Consider the following 23,088-nt stretch of genomic DNA (forward strand, 5'->3'; position numbering starts at 1 on the left):
TGCGCAGGAAGAAGTGACTAAACGTCATTGCTGCAGTGTCTTTCCGTTACTAGGCGTAGTCTATCGTATCTATTATACTTCATATCGTTTCATACAACTTGGTTAATTATGTCGAAAGCGGCGGCTGAGGCAAGCGCTTACCGTTGCGCCGCCAACCGATAGGGGGAGATTCGATTGAAAATGGTGTATATCAGAAAACGAGCCGCAATCGCGGGCGCGTTGGCATTGCTCATCGTTCTGATGACCTTCCGGATGCCGACAGCCCTGGCCGAATCCTGGAGCTTCATCGACGGCAACGGCACCACAGGACTCAACTTCGATACGACAAAAAGCGCATCGACGCCGAGGATGGTTGATCTTAACGGAACGCTATACTCCGTATGGTCGGAGTCGATCGGTTCTACCAGCCAGATCCGGGTCAAGAAATACGACGATGCGACGGGCACATGGGTCGTCGCGGACGGCGGCGCATCAATAAACCAAAACAGTGCCAAGAATGCGATCAATCCCTGGTTGACGGTATACAACAATGAGCTGTATGCCGCATGGGAAGAGCAGTACTCGCCTTATTGGCAGCTTCGCGTCAAGAAGCTGAGCGGCTCGTCCTGGGTATCCGTCGACGGCAACGGCGTGGAAGGCCTGAATATCGGCGCGAATTCCAATGCGAGAAACGCCAGACTGATCGGTTATAACAATGAGCTTTATGTGGTATGGGACGAAGCGGGCGGAGACGGCATTAATAAGCTCCGGGTCAAAAAGTACGGAGGCAGCGGCTCTTCATGGAGCATTGTCGACGGCGGCGCGGGTCTTAATTTTTCCGCTTCGCGGTCTGCCCAGAATGCCAAGCCGAAAGTGTGGAACGGCAAGCTATACGTGACATGGGGAGAATCCGACGGCGTCGCCACTCAGGTCCGGGTCAAGGCGTACAACGGTACGAGCTGGAGCTGGGCGGACGGAGGCGGGGTTCAAGGTTTAAATGTCGATAAGTCCCAGGGGGTCACAAATACGGGTCTCGAGGCCTACGGCGAAGGCGCAGGCGACTTGTATTTGGTATGGTCGGAGTCGGTCAATTATATCAGCAAGATCCGAATCAAGAAATATAACGGCACGTCCTGGACTTTCGCGGAGGGCGACGCGTCCGCTGAGGGCATTAACCAAAAGGCTAGCGATTCAGGCAGCTTGGCGTACCTCTACGCTTTCGACGGCAAGCTTTATGCGATATGGCAAGAAGGAAACACCGCCAAAATTCGCGTCAAAAGCTTTGACGGCACGTCTTGGACTTCGGTTGACGGCAACGGTGCGCAGGGGCTGAACAAGTCGTCGACAAGGGCTGCCCTGTTTGGCTACCTTGCCAGCCATTCAGAGGCATCGGGGAGCTCATTGTATGCCGCGTTTGTGGAGACGGACGGCACCGCCAATCAGGTGCGGGTCGTTAAGATGGGGCCGTCCAACGCGGCGCCGACGGCGAGCGCGGTGAGCATCGGCGGGACGCTGAAGGTCGGCAACATGTTGACCGGTACGTACACGTACGGGGATGCCGAGAGCGACGCGGAAGGCGCGACGACGTTCAAGTGGTATACGGCCAGCGACGCGGCGGGCACGGGCAAGACGGCGATCGCCGGCGCGACGACGTCGACGCTTGCGCTGACGAGCGCGGAGGCTGGCAAATATATCGTCTTCGAAGTGACGCCGGTCGCGGCAGCAGGTACGGCTTCCGGCACGCCGGTCTCGTACACGAGCGCGGCGGCGGTCGTCGACAACTCGGCGCCGACGGCGAGCGCGGTAAGCTTCGGCGGCACGCTCAAGGTCGGCAATACGCTGACCGGCGCGTACACGTACGGGGATGCGGAGAGCGACGCGGAAGGCGCGACGACGTTCAAGTGGTATACGGCCAGCGACGCGGCAGGCACGGGCAAGACGGCGATCGCCGGCGCGACGACGTCGACGCTTGCGCTGACGAGCGCGCAGGCCGGCAAATATATCGTCTTCGAAGTGACGCCGGTCGCGGCAGCAGGTACGGCTTCCGGCACGCCGGTCTCGTACACGAGCGCGGCGGCGGTCGTCGACAACGCGGCGCCGACGGCAAGCGCGGTGAGCTTCGGCGGCACGCTGAAGGTCGGCAACACGCTGACCGGCACGTACATTTATGCGGATGCCGAGAGCGATGCGGAAGGCGCAACGACGTTCAAGTGGTATACGGCCAGTGATGCGGCGGGCACGGGCAAGACGGCGATCGCCGGCGCGACGACGTCCACGCTGGCGCTGACGAGCGCGCAGGTCGGCAAATATATTATTTTCGAAGTGACGCCGGTCGCGGCGGCGGGTACGACATCCGGCACGCCGGTCACTTATACGAGTTCGTCTGCGGTCGTCGACAACGCGGCGCCGACGGCAAGCGCGGTAAGCTTCGGCGGCACGCTCAAGGTCGGCCATACGCTGACGGGAGCGTACACGTACGGGGATGCCGAGAGCGACGCGGAAGGCGAGACGACGTTCAAGTGGTATACGGCTAGCGACGCGGCGGGTACGGGCAAGACGGCCATCGCGGGCGAGTCGACGTCCACTTTGGCGCTGACAAGCGCGCAGGTCGGCAAGTATATTATTTTCGAAGTGACGCCGGTCGCGGCGGCGGGTACGACATCCGGCACGCCGGTCACGTTTACGAGCACTTCTGCGGTCGTTGCGAACGCAGCGCCGGTTGTGAGCAACGTCCATATCGCCGGCGGCATTAAATTAGGCCAGATTCTGACCGGTTCATATTCCTATACGGACTTGGAAGGCGATGCAGAAGGATTGCCCGTTTTCAAATGGTACACGGCTGACGATACCGGCGGCTCGAACAAGACGGTCATCGCCGGCGCGACCGGCATTACGCTGGAGCTCAAGGCGGCGCAATACGGCAAATACGTAAGCTTCGAGGTCACGCCTGCCGCGTCGGCCGGCACGACGCCGGGAACGCCTGTCGAGAGCGAAGCCCTCGGGCCGGTCGGCGTCAATAAGGGCGACGCCAACGGCGACGGCATCATCTCGCCCGCCGATGCGCTTTTGGTCACCAAGTACGTATCCGGCAAGGCGGCGCTGACCGACGAGCAGAAGCTCATGCTGGACATGGACGGCGACGGCGACGTCGACGCGAACGATGCCATGCTTATTCTAAACATTTATAACGGCAAGGGGGCGTAAGGATCGATGAATATTAAGTTCGTGACCGCGAAACGATCCGCCTATCGCCGACTGGCCGCGCTGGCAGTGGCTCTATGCTTAATTTTCGGCCTGCTGCCAGTCGCCCAGGCGGAACCGATGCAGCGTTTTAAAGCCGAGATTGCCGATGGCTCAGGCATCGGCGGCCAGTCGGTCGCCGTCTCGGTCTACCTCGAACCCGGACTCTTTGCCGATTACGACGATGCCTTTTGGGCTTACTCGCTGAATCTGACCTACGATACGGATGTGCTGACGCTGTCGGCTCCCGTAGTCGATGAAGCGGCTGCGCTGCAGTTCGAAGCGGATACGTCGACGGCGGGGACAGTCGATATCGAAGCGAATACGTTCGGCGATCTCGGCTTCGTCTTCGAGAGGCAGAAGGTCGCTACATTGTACTTTACGGTTAACAAGGACGCGGCGCCGGGCAGTACTGCCGTCTCTCTGACGTCCGCATCCTACACGATTGAAGCGGATCCGGTCGATATCGAGTCACTGACATCCGGTACGGTTAGCGTAATGAACGACGCGCCGACAGCAGGGAGTGTAGCAATCGACGGCACGCCGTCGGTCGGCCAGACGTTGACGGGCAAGTACGCCTATGCGGATCGGGAAGGCAATGCCGAAGGCGTCTCGACGTACCAATGGTACGCGGCGTCCGATGCAGCCGGCGCGGACAAGACCGCGATCGCAGGCGCGAATGCGACTACGCTGGAGACGACGGCAGCGCTGGCGGGCAAATATGTATTTTTTGAGGTGACGCCGGTCGCGACGGGCGGAGCGACTGTGGGTGCTGCTGCGCTTAGCGAGGCGGAGGGACCCGTTGAGGCAATCCGGGAGACGGCTGCAGTGACGATCGGTCAAGCATCCGGTCTGCCGGGAGCAACCGTCGAGGTGCCGGTAACGCTGACTGCAGCCTCGGCGGATGTCGGCTCGTACGGCATGAAGCTCGCGTTCGACCCGGCTGCGCTTGAGGTGACGGGCATTGCCGGACCCGGCGGCGAGCTGTTTGACAGCGGCTTTGACAATGAAGCGGGCTGGCTGAGAGCGGCATGGGCCGATATCGGCGGCGGCGACGGCGCGCTCAAAGCGGGAGACAAGTTGTTCACGGTGACGTTCAAGATCAAGACGGGCGCGGCATACGGCAGTTATGCGTTGAAGGTCGCCGACGAGGCGGATCTGCGGCAGTTCACGGTCACGGACGCCGAAGCTTACGAGACGGCCAAGACGCTGGCCGCGGGCAGCGTCGCGGTTTACGCGCCGTCGACGGCGCAGCCGGACAAGGAGATCATCACGGTCGACGTGAAGGATGGCGGCGCTACGAACGGCGGCGCGGTCGCCAAGGCGCAGATCGAGCGTACGAAAAAAGCGGACGGCACGAAGAGCGACAAGGTCGTGCTGACGGCGGACCAGGCGAAGCAGACGGTGGCGAGCATCGTGGCCGCAGGGTCGAAGATGGCGAACATCATCATTCCGGATACGAAAGACGAAGTATCCGACTTGAACGTGACCGTGCCGAAGGATGCGGGCCAGCTGATCCGGGACGCGAAAATCGGTCTCGGCATCGTGACCGACAACGTGAAGGTACAGATTCCGTCGGCGTCGCTGCAGGACTTCACGGACGAGCTGTACTTCCGGTTCGTGCCGATCAAGAGCGAGGCGGGCAAGCAAGAAGTCAAGGCGCGCGCCGAGCAGGATGCGGCCGTGAAGGCGGCGGCAGGTGAGCTTGGCGTCACGGTCGTGGGCCGTCCGATGATGATCGAGACGAATCTGCAGAACCGCGAAGTGACGCTGATCATGCCGCTCAAGGACGCGGCGCTCAGCGAGACGGAGCTGGCGAACCTGGGCATCTATGTCGAGCACAGCGATGGAACGAAGGAGCTGCTGCACGGCAAGCCCGTGGCGTACGAAGACGGCATGCGGGGCATGGAGTTCAAGATGAGCAAGTTCAGCACGTTCACGCTCGTGAAGACGGCGGGCGATGTGCACGAAGCTTATGTGCAAGGCTATGCGGACGGCACGTTCCGTCCGGAGCGGACGATCACGCGGGCGGAGATCGCGGCGATTCTGTCGCGTACGGTGAAGCTGCCGGCTGCGGCAGCCGACATCGCTTACGGCGACGTGGCGAGCGGCTACTGGGCAAAAAGCGCGATCTCGTCGGTGACGAAGATGGGACTGATGAAGGGCTACGCGGACGGCACGTTCGGCGCGGAGAAGCCGATCACGCGCGCCGAGCTGGCGAGCTTGGCGGCGAAACTGCTGGATGGCGCCGCGACGGGCGATGTAGCTGCCGGAGCAGGCTTCGCGGACACCGCCGGCACGTGGGCGGAAGCGGCGATCAAGCAGGTGCAAAGCGCCGGCATCATCAAGGGCTATGAAGACGGCAGCTTCCGTCCGAACAAGCCCGTGACGCGTGCCGAGGCGGTCGCGATCGTGAACAAGCTGCTCGGACGCGACGGTTCATCCGCGCAGGCGGCAGGCAAGACATGGAGAGACGTTCCCGGCACGCACTGGGCATACGGCGACATCCTCGAGGCGTCGGTAACGCATCGCTACACAACGAGTAGCGAAGGCTACGAGCAGTGGAGCATAAAATAGCAAAAAAAGGAAATCCTCGTCCACGAGGGTTTCCTTTTTTTTCCGCGGTCGCAATCGGTGCATCCCTTGACAAGGAATTGGCGGATATGGAAAGTGAGTTCGCTTGCAGATACCCCTATGACCGCCCTGTTACCCGGTTGATTTTTCATACCCTTAACGAATTCCCGGATTGCGCCTCGAAATAGCCGAAGACGACCTCGCGAAAATCGAGCGCTGCCTGCGACAGGTAACGGCTCTTATGCCACAGCAAAGCGATCTCCCGCGTCAATCCGGCATCCTCCAGATGAAGATACCGGACATTTTCCTGCGGGTACTTTGCCGTACTGGGCATGAAAGCCACGCCGATCTCAGCCTCGACAAGGGCGCTCAGCCTTGCGGGCTCGTTTCCCTCGTACACGTACCGGGGGACGAATCCGGCAGCCTCGCAGACGACATCCAGCAAATCGCGCGTGCCGTAGCCCTTTTTTACGCCGACAAACCATTCGTCCCTAAGCTCGCCCAGCGATACGCTGTCTCGATCCGCCAGCCGATGTCCCTTCGGAACCGCCAGCACGAAAGGATCGACGAACACGACCTGGCAGTGAATGTCCTCCTCCTCGACGGGAGGCGAAGTGATACAGAAGTCGACCTCTCCGCGACGAAGCAGCGCGATCATTTCTGTCAGGTTCGCCATTTGCGCATGAAAATGAACGGAAGGCCGCTTTTTCCGAAACTCTCTCAATATGCCGGGCAGCGTGCTCGCGGTCGTCATCGCCAATTTGAGCGTGCCTTCTTTTAATTCGGACAGATCGCCGAGCTCCTGCTTCCCTTGCTCCAATTCGAACAAAGCCCGTTCCGCGCGGCGCAGAAACCGGCTGCCGAACGCGTTCAACCGCAGCTGCCTCCCCGTTCGGTCGAACAGCGGCACGCCGAGGCTCTCCTCCAGGCGCTGAATCGTCTTGCTGAGCGACGATTGGGTCACGTGCAGGCTCCGCGCGGCCTCGGTCATATGCTCCAGGCGGGCAACCGCGATAAAATACTGCAGCTGTAGAAGCTCCATGCGATCCCTCGATTCATTCCCTATTGTCAATGATAGTATAGCTTAAAATGCGTTGGAGTAAATGGAAGGCGTTAAGTAAGATGGCTGTAGACGGTTTTTGAGGGGGAAGCAAAAATGGATGTCCGCAGCAGAAAGCTGTTGATCGCGGTCGGATTGGGCATTTTGTTAAATCCGTTAAATTCTTCGATGATCGCCGTGGCGATCCCGCGGCTGCAGCATGCTTACAAGCTCGATTACACGGCCGTTTCCTGGGTTGTCTTTTCTTTTTATTTGGCGAGCGCGATCGCTCAGCCCGTCATGGGCAAAGCCAGCGATCTGTTCGGCCGCAAAAAAATCTTTCTGGCGGGTCTCGTCGTATCCTTCGTCTCCTCCATGCTCGCCCCGCTGTCGCCGAGCTTCGGATGGTTGGTCGCGGCGCGCGTCGCGCAGTCGATCGGAACGAGCATGATGATCGCGGTGGGCATGGCGATCGTAAGAATTCACGTGACGGAAAAGCAGGCGACGGCACTGTCCGTCCTGTCGATGTTTCTGTCCGGAGCGGCGGCGATCGGTCCTTTTGCGGGGGGCGTCTTGCTGGATCGTTGGGACTGGCATGCGCTCTTTATCGTCAATATTCCGTTCGTGGCGGCGAGCTTTCTGTTGGCGCGGCATGCGATTCCCGAGGACGGTCCGGCGGCAGAGTCAGGTAAGCTGTCTATGCGAAAATGGGCGGCGAGGATCGATGCGATCGGGATCCTGCTTTTTACGGCTGGACTGCTGGGTTTGCTCGTAGGTTTGCTGTCGATCAAGTCATCCGGTCATGCTTCGTTCCGGAACGTCGCTATCGGGTCGATCGGGCTTGTGTCACTGGCCGTTTTTGCGAGGCACGAGTTGAGAACGCCGTCGCCGTTTATCCCGCTGCGCACCTTTGCCAAGTACCCGGCCATGACTTGGGTCAATGTGCAGTTCATGCTCGTCAACCTGCTCTTTTATGCGCTCTTCTTCGGTATTCCTTCTTATTTGCAAACGGTTCGTCATGTCGGCGAGTTCCACACGGGCCTTCTGATGCTGATTCTTGGCGTGTGCTCGCTCGTCGCTTCTCCGTTCGCTGGCAAATGGATTGACCGGTCGGGACCGAGGCCTGCACTGATTACGGCCGCTATGCTTATGTTGCTGGGCTCCCTGTGGCTTGTTATGCTGGGCGAATCTACGCCGGTAATCGGCGTGGGCCTGGCGTTGGCAGCGTTCGGGATCGGCAACGGGCTGAACGCCGTCGGCATGCAGGCGGCCTTGTTCAGAAGCTCGCCCAAAGAAATTGCCGGCGTTGCCTCCGGTCTCTTCCTTACATCGCGATACCTCGGGACGATACTCTCTTCGCTGCTGACGGGCATGATCATGGGCGGGACGTTCAGCTTTGCCGGATTTCGGCTGCTTGGCGTCTTCCTCGCGGCAATCGCGCTGGTGCTGGTCTTAATGAACTTGCGGCGCAGCGCGTCCGCGCCGGCGGCGGTCGTCCGGGATTAGCCGGTTAGTAGGCGGGGAAGAATGGTCGTCGGCGCGGCTGCTTCGCAGATGCACAATATATGTGCACGGTGACGCAGGCGGGCGAGAAAGTCGGCGCGGCTGCTTCGTAGATGCACAATATATGTGCACGGTGACGCAGGCGGGCGAGAAAGTCGGCGCGGCTGCTTCGTAGATGCACAATATATGTGCCCGGTGACGCAGGCGGGCGAGAAAGTCGGCGCGGCGACACCGCAGATGCACAATATATGTGCACGGTGACGCAGGCGGGCGAGAAAGTCGGCGCGGCTGCTTCGCAGATGCACAATATATGTGCACGGTGACGCAGGCGGGCGAGAAAGTCGGCGCGGCTGCTTCGTAGATGCACATTATATGTGCACGGTGACGCAGGTCAGCGAGAATATCGGCGCGACGACTTCGCAGATGCACAATATATGTGCATGGTGACGCAGGCGGGCGAGAAAGTCGGCGCGGCGACTCCGCAGATGCACAGTATATGTGCACGGTGACGCAGGCGGGCGAGAAAGTCGGCGCGGCGACACCGCAGATGCACAATATATGCACTAGCCTTGCATAAACCCTTACATCCAACCAGCTCAAGTTGTAAAATGTATGAAAAATACGAATGATGTATATTTTTACATTCGCGATTTTGCTCGACAATGCGAAAAGATTGAGCTCTACTTAGATGTAGACGTGAGTATCCATTTTCAGGAATTTATGTCTTCTTTCGCGGCTTCCGTTTTTTTGGATTCGGATTTCTTTCTTTAATCCATCCAACGCGGCTTTCAGGGGGCGAGTCGCGCGTAGTTGGTTTGCTCGCTCGCTGTCGTCCCCGAGAATGACGGCTTGCTTCACGGTTCATCTCTTCACATAGCTCAGTCCATGCCCGCATCAAGTATGCGTTTACAGCCTGCAGCACTTTCCAAGTTCGCTGACGCCAACCTTGCTCTTCTTGGAGCTTTAGGAGGAGCAAGCTGCAGATCAAGGCGAGAAACAACTGGTTCCAAATCCCCTGCACCTTGGTGCTGTACAGCTTCGTCAACTTCAGATGTTGCTTCATCCATTTGAAGTACAACTCGATCCACCAGCGACGGCGGTAAATATCCGCGATCTCCTCGGCCGTCAGATCGAAACGCGTGGTGGCCAGACGATAACGGCGCGCTTTGTCGTCGAGAAACTCAACCACCCGCAAAGCACCTTTCATACGCTTGGACCCGCGGCCGAGCCGAACGATGGCGTCTAGAAGGATCGGTGATGCATGAGGAACTTCCCTTTGTTCCAGCAGGGTTATGCTCATGTTATGGTTGATGCGCATCACGAAACGTACGTTGTCATGGACCCATTGGTCCATCGTCTCATACTTCACGTAGCCACGATCCATGACGTAGGTGAGATCGGGATCGGTGACCATCGATACGGCCACTTCCCGGTCGTCATAATTGCGCGTCGATGGAATCATATGATCCGGATAGACCTCGTCGGGCGAAGCCGCTACGATTCGCAGGTGCATTTTTACACTGCTGTCGAACACGGAAAGCTTGGCGAAATCGTGTACCGAGTAAGGAACGTGAATCGACGTCGAATCAATGATGCCGAGCTTCCCAATCTTCTTGGAAATACCGCTTTTAGGCTCGACCGGACACTGGCGCTCCACGACCAACTGCGCGAAAAGTGTCTCAAAGAATTCCGTCGGAATCTCATTAAACTTACGACTGAGTTGAGAAGCGCTAATTTGCTTTAAATCCAGCGCCTGCTGCAAATAAGGGTTGGCACGCACTTGCATGGAAATCGCGTCGTAAGAGGGCCATTTGGCCATAACCGCAATCGCGAGCAGCCCCATCGTCTTGGCGACAGTAAGCTTTTTAGCACCGTGGTCGAAAAAGGAACACTTATGATCCATATCAAATGGAAGCAAAGAAAACAATTGCGATATGACGGTATTTTGAGTTATGATATCCACGCTGATCTCCTAAGCTAAAGGGATGTGTGGATACACGTCGACCCCTTTAGATTAGGAGATTTTTCTATGTTTGTCCTTGAAGATAAGTAGAATACTTCAAAATATAGTAAGTTTAGTAGAGCAAAATATACATGTGAGGTTTAATGCAAGGCTAGTGCAATAAATGTGCACGGTGACGCAGGCGGGCGAGAAAGTCGGCGCGGCGACTCCGCAGATGCACAGTATATGTGCACGGTGACGCAGGTCAGCGAGAAAGTCGGCGCGGCGACTCCGCAGATGCACAATAAATGTGCACGGTGACGCAGGCGGGCGAGAAAGTCGACGCCGCTGCTTCGCAGATGCACCATATATGTGCACGGTGACGCAGGTCAGCGAGAAAGTCGGCGCGGCGACTCCGCAGATGCACAATAAATGTGCACGGTGACGCAGGCGGGCGAGAAAGTCGGCGCAGCGACGTTGATCCTCTTCATGTCGGGCTACGGCGTTACGGACGTCATTAATGCGGTATTCGACACCTATCGGACGGAGATCGGCATCCAGGTGCTGATCGCCCTGTTCAGCTCCGGTGCGGGTCAGCTCATCAAGGATGGGGCAAGTACAAGTTCGTGATCGAGAAGATCTTTACGATCATCAGCAAAAACGTAAAGAATTGATCGGCTGAACGAACGGAGAAAAAATCGGGATTTCGTTAAGTTAAAACCGTCTCTCACTTATGGTTGCCAAGCGCATCCGTTGGGGGGGGACGGTTTTTTAGTCGTTCTGGGAGGGGGGAGCGAGAATCGCCGGCGTCTTTACAAAGGTCCTAAGAAACTTAGTACTGCTTCTCATATAAGCTTCTCGGTACAATCGAAGAAATCCGTTATGTGGGGTGAGAAGTTGAAGCAATTCCTGTCACCGTTTTTAAAAAACACGCTCATTTCTTTGCTTGCCACTGCATCCTACAGCTTTTTTCTTTCAGTATTCGTTTTGATTGTTACATACAGTCCAGGTCGTCATGAAACCGGTGAAATTATTTTTAGCTTTATCTTGGGCTTCGTTTTAGGTTTGCCGTTTTACGGTGCAGGTTTCTTATTGGTTGGAATCGTGCTCTCTATACTGATCGAGATAACCATTATAAAAAGAAAAATGAACTTTACAAGGAAAAGCAAAATAATAATCTTACTGCTTGCTTATGGGATCGGCAGCAGCCTTCTATTAAATATAACTCGGGTATTCGTATTCAAGTCAGAGTGGGTCTGGTTTTCCTCAAACGACTTCATAATCGGGGATTATTATTTAATCTCATCGTGGATATACAATAAAATGTTTGATTAAAGGATGCATCCAGAAAATGATGGAGAGGCGATCAAGACGCAAAGAACGGGGCTGTGGGAACAGCCCCGTTTTTGTGCCTCTAAACGTGAGTGACGCTCACCCTACACCGTCGTGCCCACCGGCGCGACCGACTTGCGCACGATCAGCTTATTCGGCGTGATGATCTTGCGGCGCTCCTGCTTGGGGTTGTCGATGATCGACGCGAGCAGGCGCGCGGCTTCCCTGCCCATAAGCTCCTCTTCCTGGCTGATGCAGGTCGGAGGGACGCTCGACAGCGCCGACAGCTCATAATTGTCGAAGAAGACGACCGACAGCTGCTCGGGCACCTGGATGCCGATCTCGCGGGCCGCCTCGATCACCGTCAAACCGACAGCAGCGTTGATGGCGAAGACGGCCGTCATGTCCGCATTCTGACGCAGGAAGGCTTGAATCTCCTCCTTGATCCCCGGATCCGCCTCGCCGTCCTTCAGCACGACGTTGATCCGCTCGCCGTCGAAGTGATGCAGGCGAAGCCGATGCTCGACGGGGATCTGGTGTTCGGCCAGCGCCTTTTCGTATCCGACCAGGCGGTCCTCGATGCTGGTCGTCCCCTGATAGGGCGTCGAGATGAAGCCGATCCGGTTATGGCCGTTCTCGATCAGATGCGCGGTCGCTTTGTGGGCGCCGTCCACGTTGTCCGAGCAGACGCAGTTCGTCTCGATCCCGCGTAGATAGCGGTCCACCACGACGAGCGGGAATTCGTTCAGCGTGAGCCGCAGAATCTCCTCGCTATAGGACTCTCCATCGACCGGGAAAACGATAATGCCTTTTACGCCGAGCTGAATGACCTCGCGCAGCACTTCTTTTTCGGTCTCCTGGGAATCGTCTGTCTTGCAGAAAAGCAGCCGGTAATTCAGCTTGGTCAGCTCGCTCTCGATGCCGCTGAGCAGCTGGGCGGTAAATGTGTTGCCCAGTCTCGGCATCAGGTAGGCGACGAGCCGTTTTTCCTCCGTCCGCGCAGGCTCGCCCTCCTGATATAGCTTGGGCTCTCCGGCCAGGTCGCGCGAGACAAACGAGCCTTTGCCCTGAATCCGATAGATCAGGTTATCCTCGATTAATTGCGCGAGCGCGTTTTTTACCGTGATCCGGCTAACGTTGAACTGCTCCGCGAACTCGTTTTCGGAAGGCAGCCTGTCTCCGGGCTTCCACACCTTGTCCGATATTTGCTTAAATACGTAATCTCGTATTTGCGTATATAACGGGACGCGCTGCACGCCTTTATTCATCCTTAACACTCCTAACCTTTTCTATGACAAATATATAACTTAAAGCCAGGGTTGTACAGTTACATTCCTTAATTTACAGGTTGGCATGAACATGATAATATTTTATTACAAGCTTGTTATAAAGTATACAAGTTAATTCATAAAATGAGGAAGACGGGAGGGCAGGGAGATGGAGAAAGCGACGGTACACATCATTTCGCATTCTCACTGGGACCGCGAATGGTACATGTCCTTCGAAAAGTTCCGGATGCGGCTCGTGAAGCTGATCGACGATGTGCTGGACTTGCTGGAGGCGGAAAATAACGGTTTCGCTTTTTTTCATCTCGACGGGCATGTGCTGCTCGTCGACGATTATCTCGAGATCCGCCCCGAACAGGAGGCGCGCCTTCGATCCGTGGTCCGGCAAGGCAAGCTGAGCATCGGTCCCTGGTATGTCCTGCAGGACGCATTTCTGACGAGCGGCGAGGCGCAGATCCGCAACATGCAGCTCGGCCTGGCGCGCGCCGAGGAGCTTGGCGGCGCGACCGAGATCGGCTACTTTCCCGATACGTTCGGCAACATCTCCCAATCCGCGCAGCTGCTGCAGGGCTTCGGAATCGGGCGCGCCGTGTTCGGCCGCGGAATCAATGCCATCGCCGAGAATAACGGCGTCCGCAACACGGACAGCTCGGGCTACCCGTCGGAGCTGTGGTGGGCGTCGCCCGACGGTTCTCGGGTGCTGTCCGTATTTCTCGCGAATTGGTACCACAACGGCATGGAGCTGCCGACCGACCCGCTGCGTGCCGCGGAGCGGGGAAGGCAGGCGCTGGACAACGTTGAGCGGTTCGCCTCGACGCCGCATCTGCTGCTCATGAACGGATGCGATCATCAGCCGGTACAGTCCGACGTCGGTCAGGCCATTGCGGCTCTGAACGAGGGATTGCCGGCGTACCGGTTCGTTCACAGCCGGTTCCAGGACTATTTCGACAAGCTGGAAGCGTGCGAGCCTCCGAATGCGACGGTGGCCGGAGAATTGATCGGCGAGCGGACCGACGGTTGGACTACGCTGGTGAACACCGCCTCCTCGCGGATGTACCTGAAGCAGTGGAATACGCGCGTCCAGGGCGAATTGGAGCGGTGGGCTGAGCCCTTTTCCACAATCGCCGGTCTGCTGGGAAAGGAATACCCGGCCGCTTTCTTGAAGCAAGCCTGGAAGCTGCTCCTCCAGAATCATCCGCACGACAGCATCTGCGGCTGCAGCGTCGATCCGGTCCACGAGGAGATGGTGACGCGCTTCATGAAGAGCGCGCAGATCGCGGAGGCATTGAGCTTCGAGGCGATGACTTATATCGCGGACCGCACGGATACGACTGCGTTCGCGGCTCAACAATCAGGGCAGCCGGCGGACGTTTACGCCACGGATACAAAAGCTCCCGGGACGCAACTAACAGGGCAGTCGGCCGATGCGTACCCGTTCGTCGTATTCAATCCGCTCGGCTGGACGCGGGACGAATGGACGACGGTCGACATCGACGCCCACGAAGAGCTTGAGCCAGATCGGTTCGCGTTGTTGGACCGTGACCGCGCCGAAGTCGCGTGCGCATGGGAGGACCTTGGCTGGATCAGCGGGTTTACGCTGCCGGACGATCGTTTTCGGATACCGTGGCGGAAAAGAAGATATCGGTTGACCTTCCTCGCAAGCGGAATCCCGGGAACGGGGCATGCGTCCTTTGCATGGGTGCGACGGAAGGACGCAGGCAGCGCGCCAATCGGCGACGGCGATGAAGCCGCATGCATCGTGGAACCGGATTCGGCGATTTTGGAAAACGCTTACCTGCGAATCGCGGCGGACGCCGGCGGCAAGTTGACACTGGAGGACAAGGCAACCGGCCAAGTGTACCGCGATCTTCTGGCGCTCGAGGACAGCGGGGATATCGGTAACGAATACCTGTATCGCGCAGCAGAGGGAGCCGTCCCGATCGTTACCGGGGTGGACCCGGTCCGGCTGGTGGATCGTTCGACCGCCGGATGCGCGCGCCTTGCCGTCTTGCACCGGCTCGACCTGCCGGCGGAGCGGGAGGGGAGCGGTCGTACGGCGCGTACGGTCAGTCAGGAGATCGAGGTCGCCGTCAGCCTTAAAACCGGTGCCAAGTACGCTGAGATCGTCGTCAGCCTGGACAATGCGGCCAAGGACCACCGGCTGCGCGCGCTGTTTCCGAGCGACGCGGATACGGCGTTCGTCCGCGCGGCTGCGCCGTTCGACGTCGTGAAGCGGTCGATCGCGCCATGGGAAGGCTGGCGCAATCCGTCGCGCAACGAGCGGATGCAGTCGTTCGTCGACGTGTCCGACGGCGTGCGGGGCTTGGCGATCGTCACGGAGGGGCTGCCCGAGTACGAGGCGCTGCGCGACGGCCGCGGCACGATCGCGCTGACGCTGCTCCGCTGCGTGGGCGAGCTCGGCGACTGGAACTACTTTCCCACGCCGGGCGCGCAGTGTCTCGGACCTTACAGCTGCCGCTTCGCCATCGTGCCCCATGGCGGCGATTACAGGGAGGTCGTCGGTGTCGCCCAGTCGTTCAATGCGCCGCTGCGCGCGGTACCGACCGGCGTTCATGGCGGCCCGCTGCCGTCGGCTCTGTCTTGGGCGAGCGTCGAATCGCCCGGCGGCGCCGTCGTGACGACTGCGCTCAAGCGTGCGGAGGATGCCGGCGGCGCGGTGCTCCGGCTGGTCAATCTTGGTGAGTCGGAGGAGAGGGTCACGGTGAAGGGACGCTTGTTCGACGTTGGATCGGAAGTCAGCGAGCGGATGCTGAATGAGCGAGTCGCGGCTGACGCGGTGCCGGTCGAAGCGGGTCCGATCGCCTTCGCGCTTGCGCCGAAAAAGATACTGACGCTAGGCATTAAAGACGCGCCAGCAATGTTAAAATAACCCTTTACAACATGTTGTTCTAAAAGTATAATCTCAATATACAAGCAACATATAAGTTTATAACAATATAACAAGTTAGTTGGATGAAAGTGAAGAGATGCAGAATGGGATTGCAGAATGGGATTGCAGATTGGGGATTGCAGATTGCAGTTTGAGGGGGGCAGTTGAGGGGGGGCAGTTGAGGGGGGGCAGTTGGGAGTTGAAGTTTTAGTCTGAGGGTTGAGATTCAAAGCCGACAATTGAAAGCGCTTCATGATAGCGGTTACGAGAAATAAACAACGAGGTGAAACGGATGGACGCAGGCCGGCAGCGCGGCAAAACGAAGGCGATCGCCTTCGAGCTCAACAAAAACGCGTTCTTGTACTTAATGGCCGTGCCAGGCCTGGTCGTATTGTTCTTCTTTAACTATCTTCCGATGGCGGGCGTGCTGATCGCCTTCAAAAACTTCGACTTTGGCAAAGGCATCTTCGGCAGCGAATGGACGAAGCCAATCTTCAACAACTTCAACTTTCTGTTTACGTCGGATACGACCTTCCGGGCGACGCGCAATACCATTCTGCTGAACCTGCTGTTCATTGCGAGCAGCACGGTCGTCGCGGTTGGGCTGGCGCTTTTGCTCAACGAGGTGAGGAAGAAGACGTTCAAGAAGCTCGTTCAGTCGTTTACGCTGCTGCCCTTCTTCGTCTCCTGGATCGTCGTCAGCGTGTTCGCTTACAGCATCTTCGCGTTCGATCAAGGCATGCTTAACCAGCTGCTGCAGTGGTTCGGCCTTTCCAAGGTCAACTGGTACAACACGCCGCAGGCGTGGCCGATCATTCTGACGCTGATCATGGTCTGGAAAAGCGCGGGCTACAACTCGATCCTGTACATCGCGACCTTGTCCGGCGTCGACACCAGCTATTACGAGGCTGCGGAGATCGACGGGGCAACGCGTTTCCAGCAGATGCGCTACATTAGCCTGCCGATGCTGAAGCCGACCATCATCATCCTGACGCTGCTGGCGATCGGACGAATCATGAACGCGGACTTCGGCATGTTCTACGGCATCATCGGCGACAATCCGAACCTGTACGCGACGACCGACGTGCTGGACACCTTTATTTTCCGCAATCTGCGCGTCCTTGGCGATGTCGGCATGGCGTCCGCGGCCAGCTTCTATCAATCGGTCATCGCCTTTATTCTCGTGCTCGCCTGCAATCGCTGGGCCAACAAATATCAGAACGGCTCCGGTCTGTTCTAGGAGGGAAGCACATGACAAGCAAGTTGGGCGCCATTCGCTATTCGGATCTGGTCATTTATGCGATCGTACTCGCGTTCTCGCTTCTGTGCCTGCTGCCGTTTCTGATGGTCATCGGAGGCTCCTTTACGGACGAACTCGAGATTCAGGCGCACGGCTACCAGCTGATCCCGGGCCAATTCAGCCTGGAGGCCTATCACATCTTGTTCGTGCAGTGGAAGGTGCTGGTGAACGGCTACAAGATCTCGACCATCGTGACGGTTATCGGGACGGCGGCGAGCGTGATGATCTGCGCGATGCTGGCTTATCCCATGTCGCTCCGGCGGGTGAAGTACAGAAGGTTTCTGTCGGTGTACGCGATGCTGACGCTGCTGTTCAGCGGCGGCATGGTTCCGTGGTATATCGTCTGCGTCAACTACCTGCATCTCAAAGACAGCATCGCCGCGCTTATCATTCCGTATCTGTGCAGCGCGTTTAACGTTTTCTTGATCCGCAACTACTTCCAATCGCTGCCGGAGGAGCTGTCCGAATCGGCCAAGATCGACGGGGCGGGGGAAGCGACGATCTTCTTCAAGATCGTGATGCGGCTGTCGACGCCGGTCATCGCGACCGTATCGCTGTTCATCGCGCTGACCTACTGGAACGACTGGTACCTCGGCGTCATGCTCATCGACAGCAGCGACCTGCAGCCGCTGCAGCTTCTGCTGCGGTCCATCGTTTCCAACATCATGTTCCTCAAGACGTCGGACGCGGCGGCCCGGATGCTGTCGGGCAGTCTGGTTCCTTCCGAAGGCATTAAGCTCGCGACCTGCGTCTTAACGATCGGCCCGATGGTCTTTTTGTATCCGTTCGTCCAGCGTTATTTTGTCAAAGGCATCATGATCGGCGCAGTCAAAGGCTGACTACTCTGGGGGTCAAAGCCCTTATGTAGAATATAGATGAAGGAGATTACGACGATGAAAAAAAGAAACGTTCGTCTGACCGGCGCGGTCCTGTCCGCGCTTATGCTGGGGGGCTCGCTGGCGGCATGCGGCAACAACAATAACGACAATGCCGCATCCTCGTCCGCGCCGCCTCAAGGTTCCGGCACATCCGCATCCGCTTCCGCATCGGACACCCCCGCTTCCTCGCCCGCCGCGGAGAAGCTCGATCCGGTCACGCTCAAGATTTATTTCGCCGGAGACAAGAGACCCGCCACTGACGAGGTATGGAAAGCCGTCGAAGAAAAAGTGAAGGATACGCTGAACGCCAAATTCGAAATCAACTTCATCCCTTTTAACGACTATGCGACCAAGATCAAGCTGCTCGCGACGTCCGGCGACGACTACGACCTCAACTTCGACGCCGACTGGCTAGCCTATCCGCAGATGGTCAACAACTATCTGGACATCAAGGACCTGCTCCCGAAGTTCGCGCCACACTATTACGAGCAGCTGCAGTCGCGCAACATGGTCGACTCCATCACGTCCGGCGGCAAGATCACGGCGATGCCCTGGACGCAAATCACGAACGACCACGCCTTCGTCTCGGTCGACTTCAAGAAGTCGGGCCTGGAAGGCAAAGTCGCCCAACCGGAGAACGGCTCCATCAAGACGGTCGAGGAGCTGGACGCCTTTCTGCAGGAAGCCAAGAAAGCCGCGCCGAACAGCCACATTCTGGAGTGGGACGGCGGCCTGACCTACAGCAAGATTCTCTCGATGCTCGCGCCTAAATACAACTACGCGGATCCCGTCGACGGCCTGTACGGTCTCACCTACAAGCTGGATGATCCGGCGATGAAGCTGGTCCCGGTCGAGCAGACCGACTGGTACAAGGAAGCGGTCACCTGGGCCAAGAAATGGGCCGACGAGGGCATCATTCCAACCGACCTCATGATCAATCGCGACGCGCACGCGGGCGAATCCAGCAATCTGAAGGTCGTCGGGTTCAACTCGAACGAATACATCAACTTCAACGACTTCCTGGGCAAGCCGGAGAACTTCTACTCCGAGTTGTACCCTGAGGGCAACTATCTGCGACGGTCGCCGCTGGCGAACATGATGGCGATCAACAAAAACGCCAAAAACCCGGAACGAGCGCTCATGTTCATGGACATGATGGCCACCGACCAGAGCTTGTACGACATGGTGCTGTTCGGTATCGAAGGCAAGACGTATGTCAAAAACGGCGACACCTTCGTTTATCCGGAGGGCATGACGGCCGAGACCTCGAACTACATGGACTGGCAGGGACAATGGGGCTTCTGGCGCGACAACCTGGTGCGTCCGACCCAATCCAGAACGGCCGAAGGCTGGAAGGCGATCGCCGACTTCACGAACCAGCCGAACAGTCTCGTCTCCGGCCTCACGGGCTTCTTCCCGGTGACGGACGCGATCAAAAACGAGATCGCCAAGCGCACCGCGCTCACGACCGAAGCGGGCAAGCCGCTCATGTACGGCATTGTCAAAGACGCGGATAAAGCGCTCGCGGACTATATCGAAAAGCAGAAGAAGGCGGGTACGGACAAGATCGTAGCCGAGATCCAGAAGCAAGCGGACGCCTTCCTGGCCGCGAAAAAATAAGGCTTATCGCAATTCCACGTATCGGGCTGCCGGAGGCGGGCGCGTCTCCGGCAGCTGCTTGACCTATGCCTGTACCCTATTCGTAAAGGTGGTCAATGAAGTGGGAAAAATTCGAAGCGGCTGGAAGAAGTATGCGTGGAGCGCGGCGCTCTCGCTGGGCTTGGGAGCGTTTTGGTTCGCGGCAGGTCCGTCGGGCAGCGCTTATGCGGCCGGGGACGTGACCTATCAAGCCGAAAACGGCGTCATCGGCGGCACCGCGTCCGTCACGGCGGACAGCAACGCGTCGGCGGGCTACAAGGTCGGCAACCTGAACGACGTCGGCTCGTACGTGCAGCTGAATAATGTAAGCGTAGCCAACGCGGGCACTTACACCATTACGATTCGTTACTCCAACGGTTACCCGGATACCCGAACCAAGAGCCTGTACGTGAACGGCGTCGACGTTGCGACGGTGAGCTTCCCTGCGACCGGCAACTGGAACATTTACGCCACGGTTACGGCAAGCGTCTCGCTGAACGAAGGCAGCAACACGATCAAGATCCAGCGCGACAGCGCGGACAGTCCGGCCAGCGATATCGACAGCATTTACGTGCCGGGCGCGACGTCGGCCTGGACGATCGTGAACAATTACGGACCGTACTATTACATCAACTACTACTCCCCTGGGGGGACGATCGTTTACGACGGCGGGGCGACGGGCTATTACAACAACGACGTCCAATTCTCCGAGACGACGAACGATGCGATCGAGTTTACGTTCCACGGCACGGGCGTCCGCTGGATCGGCGCCAAGAACAACAACCACGGAAAGGCGAACGTATCTATCGACGGCGGGGTGCCGATCTCCGTCGATACGTATGGACCGGTCTGGGAAAAGCAGCTGATTCTGTACGAACAACGTGGCCTGCCGGAAGGCGTCCACACGCTGAGAGTCGCCGTCAGCGGCACCAAAAACGCGGCGTCCACGGGGAACGCGATCGATTGGGACGCCTTCGAGACGATCCAGTCGGGCACCAAGTACGAGGCCGAGAGCGGCACGGTCGGCGGCGGCGCTGCGACCGTCGCGGACACTTACGCGTCCGGCGGCTCCAAGGTCGGCACGCTGAACAGCGACGGCGCTTATGTGCAGTTCGGCAGCGTGAACACCCCGTCAACTACGGGCGCGGGCTACTACGACGTGACGATCCGCTACTCCAACGGCTACCCCGATACGCGTACCAAGAGTTTGTACGTCAACGGGACGAAGGTCATGGGCGTCGCTTTCCCCGCGACGGGCAATTGGAACATCTATAAGGAAGCCAAAGTCGCGGTCCATCTGAACGCAGGCTCGAACACGATCAAGATCCAGAAGGATAGCGCCGATGCGGGCGGCACCGACATCGACCGGATCTACGTGGCGACGACGCCGCGCAAGACGAAGGTCGTCACGCCGACCTACGCGACGGAGGACGTCGTCATCTCCGACTTCGACGTCACCGACTACGGCGCGGACAAGACCGGCGCGGCCGACGCGACCGCAGCCGTGCAGAAGGCGCTCGACGATTGCTTCGTCATGGGCGGCGGCACGGTATGGATGCCGTCGGGCACGTACAAGATCAGCTCCACGCTTAAGGTGTACTCGTTCTGCTCCATTCGCGGCGACTGGCGCGACCCGGACAGCGGCACGGGCAGCTACGGTACGGTCATCTCGGCGAACGTATCGAGCGATATCGGCGAGCTGATCCGTCTGCAAGGCACGAACGCCGGCGTCGTCGGACTCACGTTCTACTATCCGAACCAAAACCACTCGAACCCGATCGTCCCGATCAATCTGGGCTATGTCATCCGCGCCGACCAGGACGCGGCATCCGTTCACAATGTGACTTTCCTGAATGCTTATAAGGGAATTCTGGTCGGCGCGGTGCACGGCTTCGATACGTTCGAGAACATCAAAGGAACGGCCCTCAATGTGGGACTTGAGCTGCGCGAGACGGCGGCGGTCGATTCCACCCAGAAGATCACGTTCAGCAATGCCTACTGGGCGAACGCAGGCAGCACTTACAACGCTCCCGCCAAGAGCGTGATCGACACCTATACGCGCGCGAACGGAACGGCGTTCCTGTTCTCCGATAACGACGCGGCCCAGCATTACAAGCTGAAGGCTTCGGACTATAAATACGGGATCCGGGACGTGGACGGACCGCGCGACGGATCGTGGGCCTCGAACTTTGCGCTGCTGGACCTTCAGAATACCGATTATGCGCTGAAAATGGAGTCGGGCTTCCGCAAAAACGCCGTGCTGGGCAGTACGCTCTCCGGAAGCGTGAATTCGATCAACTTCAGCCGAATCAATACGTACGCGGAGCTATTCGCGTCGAACAACACGCTGACGGGCGCGACGACGGGCACGGGGCTCACTGTCACGTCGCCGACCCCGCCACCGCCGGCAGCCTATACCGAGGGCACGCCGAGCAAAACGACGAGCACGACGCTCTATGACGTGACCAAAGCGCCTTATTATGCGCCGTACGTCAAGGCATCGCGCGGCAATCTGCCGACCGTGGACGCCACGTCGGCCATCCAGGCCGCGCTGAACGCGGCCGGCACGGCGGGCGGCGGCATCGTGTACCTGCCGCCGGGCTGGTACAAGGTGAGCACGCACCTGACGGTGCCGGCGAACGTCGAGCTGCGCGGCGCGAGCTCCACCGCGATCGAAGCCCGGGCGACCGGCGAAGGCACGGCGCTGCTCGCCTACGAGGGCGAGGGCACGGCGACGCCGACGACGGACACCGCCTTCATCACGCTGAACGGCAACAAGTCGGGCCTTCGCGGTCTGCGCGTCTTTTATCCGAACAACCCGATGAACACGTCGACGAACATCAAGAAGTTCCCGTATACGGTGCGGATCAACAATGCGGACGACGTCTATGTCGTCAACGTCGAGTTCGAGAACGGCTCCTACGGCCTCGACATCACGAATGGCAGCGACCGTCACTTCGTCAAGCGGCTGTTCGGCTTCTGCGCCGAAAACTTCGTACGGGTCGGCACGAGCACGGAAGGGTGGATCGAGCAAATGCACGATCTCAACCCGACGTCCATGGACGGCGAGGCGGAGCGCTACGGCATCGCCGGATTCTTCAACAACTGGGCGGGCACCGACAACTTCTCGGCCATCCGCGACAGCTACATGTGGCTGCATACGCAGTGGATTATCGTCAACGGCGCTTCGAACGAACACTTGCTGAACATCGGCGGCTGCGGCGTCAAGAACGGCGTCGTCGTCAATTCCGGCACCGTCGAGATCTGGAACCTCGTGACCGACCAGCTGTCTAGGGACGACTATGCCGTCGTTGCGGCCAGCGGCTCGAGCGTTAAGGTCATGAACTCGGCGGTCGTGTTCGGCCAGAATACGACCGGCGCCGGCATCGCGGCGAGCTACAACCCGACGCGCCACCTGGAAGGCCAGCCTTAAGCGTCAAGCCTGCAGCGACTGCAGTCGACGCTAGCGTTCGCACCCGTCCGGATT

12 protein-coding genes are annotated in these 23,088 nt (G+C 58.5%); 9 read left to right on the forward strand and 3 right to left on the reverse strand.

Annotated features, from left to right (window positions below; genetic code table 11):
- The first annotated feature begins 180 nt into the window (after nucleotides 1-180).
- Together KB449_RS02315 and KB449_RS02320 are read left to right on the forward strand one after the other, a co-directional pair.
- Nucleotides 181-3,183 (forward strand): dockerin type I domain-containing protein, encoded by a 3,003-nt coding sequence (locus tag KB449_RS02315; protein WP_282912715.1) that lies wholly within the window; start codon nucleotides 181-183, stop codon nucleotides 3,181-3,183.
- 6 nt (nucleotides 3,184-3,189) lie between these two features.
- A complete protein-coding gene (locus KB449_RS02320; RefSeq protein ID WP_282906818.1) occupies nucleotides 3,190-5,796 on the forward strand; it encodes an S-layer homology domain-containing protein in 2,607 nt (868 codons plus the stop codon).
- A 145-nt stretch (nucleotides 5,797-5,941) separates the two neighbouring features.
- On the opposite strand, the gene KB449_RS02325 is transcribed toward KB449_RS02320, so the two are convergent.
- A complete protein-coding gene (locus KB449_RS02325; RefSeq protein ID WP_282906819.1) occupies nucleotides 5,942-6,835 on the reverse strand; it encodes a LysR family transcriptional regulator in 894 nt (297 codons plus the stop codon).
- Nucleotides 6,836-6,949: 114 nt separating this feature from the next.
- Between KB449_RS02325 and KB449_RS02330 the strand changes: the two genes are divergently transcribed.
- The gene (locus KB449_RS02330) at nucleotides 6,950-8,338 is read left to right on the forward strand and encodes an MFS transporter (protein WP_282906820.1); all 1,389 of its coding nucleotides are present in this window, start codon (nucleotides 6,950-6,952) and stop codon (nucleotides 8,336-8,338) included.
- Nucleotides 8,339-9,053: 715 nt separating this feature from the next.
- Here KB449_RS02330 and KB449_RS02335 read toward each other — a convergent pair.
- Nucleotides 9,054-10,298, reverse strand: coding sequence for an IS4 family transposase (locus KB449_RS02335; RefSeq protein ID WP_282906821.1), 1,245 nt, complete (start codon nucleotides 10,296-10,298; stop codon nucleotides 9,054-9,056).
- Between the two features lie 411 nt (nucleotides 10,299-10,709).
- Here KB449_RS02335 and KB449_RS02340 point away from each other — a divergent pair, with 411 nt between their 5' ends.
- Nucleotides 10,710-10,907 (forward strand): hypothetical protein, encoded by a 198-nt coding sequence (locus KB449_RS02340; RefSeq protein WP_282906822.1) that lies wholly within the window; start codon nucleotides 10,710-10,712, stop codon nucleotides 10,905-10,907.
- Between the two features lie 806 nt (nucleotides 10,908-11,713).
- Here the strand turns inward: KB449_RS02340 and KB449_RS02345 are convergent.
- Nucleotides 11,714-12,877, reverse strand: a complete 1,164-nt coding sequence (locus KB449_RS02345; protein WP_282906823.1) for a GntR family transcriptional regulator — start codon at nucleotides 12,875-12,877, stop codon at nucleotides 11,714-11,716.
- Nucleotides 12,878-13,046: 169 nt separating this feature from the next.
- Here KB449_RS02345 and KB449_RS02350 point away from each other — a divergent pair, with 169 nt between their 5' ends.
- From KB449_RS02350 to KB449_RS02370, 5 genes are all read left to right on the forward strand, one after another.
- Entirely contained in the window at nucleotides 13,047-15,785 is a 2,739-nt protein-coding gene (locus KB449_RS02350) for an alpha-mannosidase (RefSeq protein WP_282906824.1), read from the forward strand.
- A gap of 292 nt (nucleotides 15,786-16,077) precedes the next feature.
- A complete protein-coding gene (locus tag KB449_RS02355) occupies nucleotides 16,078-17,025 on the forward strand; it encodes an ABC transporter permease (RefSeq protein ID WP_282906825.1) in 948 nt (315 codons plus the stop codon).
- An 11-nt stretch (nucleotides 17,026-17,036) separates the two neighbouring features.
- Nucleotides 17,037-17,924: a carbohydrate ABC transporter permease gene (locus KB449_RS02360; protein ID WP_282906826.1), complete on the forward strand. Its 888-nt coding sequence runs from the start codon at nucleotides 17,037-17,039 to the stop codon at nucleotides 17,922-17,924.
- A 54-nt stretch (nucleotides 17,925-17,978) separates the two neighbouring features.
- Nucleotides 17,979-19,583, forward strand: coding sequence for an ABC transporter substrate-binding protein (locus KB449_RS02365; protein WP_282906827.1), 1,605 nt, complete (start codon nucleotides 17,979-17,981; stop codon nucleotides 19,581-19,583).
- A gap of 100 nt (nucleotides 19,584-19,683) precedes the next feature.
- A complete protein-coding gene (locus KB449_RS02370; RefSeq protein ID WP_282906828.1) occupies nucleotides 19,684-23,034 on the forward strand; it encodes a CBM35 domain-containing protein in 3,351 nt (1,116 codons plus the stop codon).
- Nucleotides 23,035-23,088 lie beyond the last annotated feature (54 nt).

It is taken from the genome of Cohnella hashimotonis (assembly GCF_030014955.1).
Lineage (GTDB): Bacteria > Bacillota > Bacilli > Paenibacillales > Paenibacillaceae > Cohnella > Cohnella hashimotonis.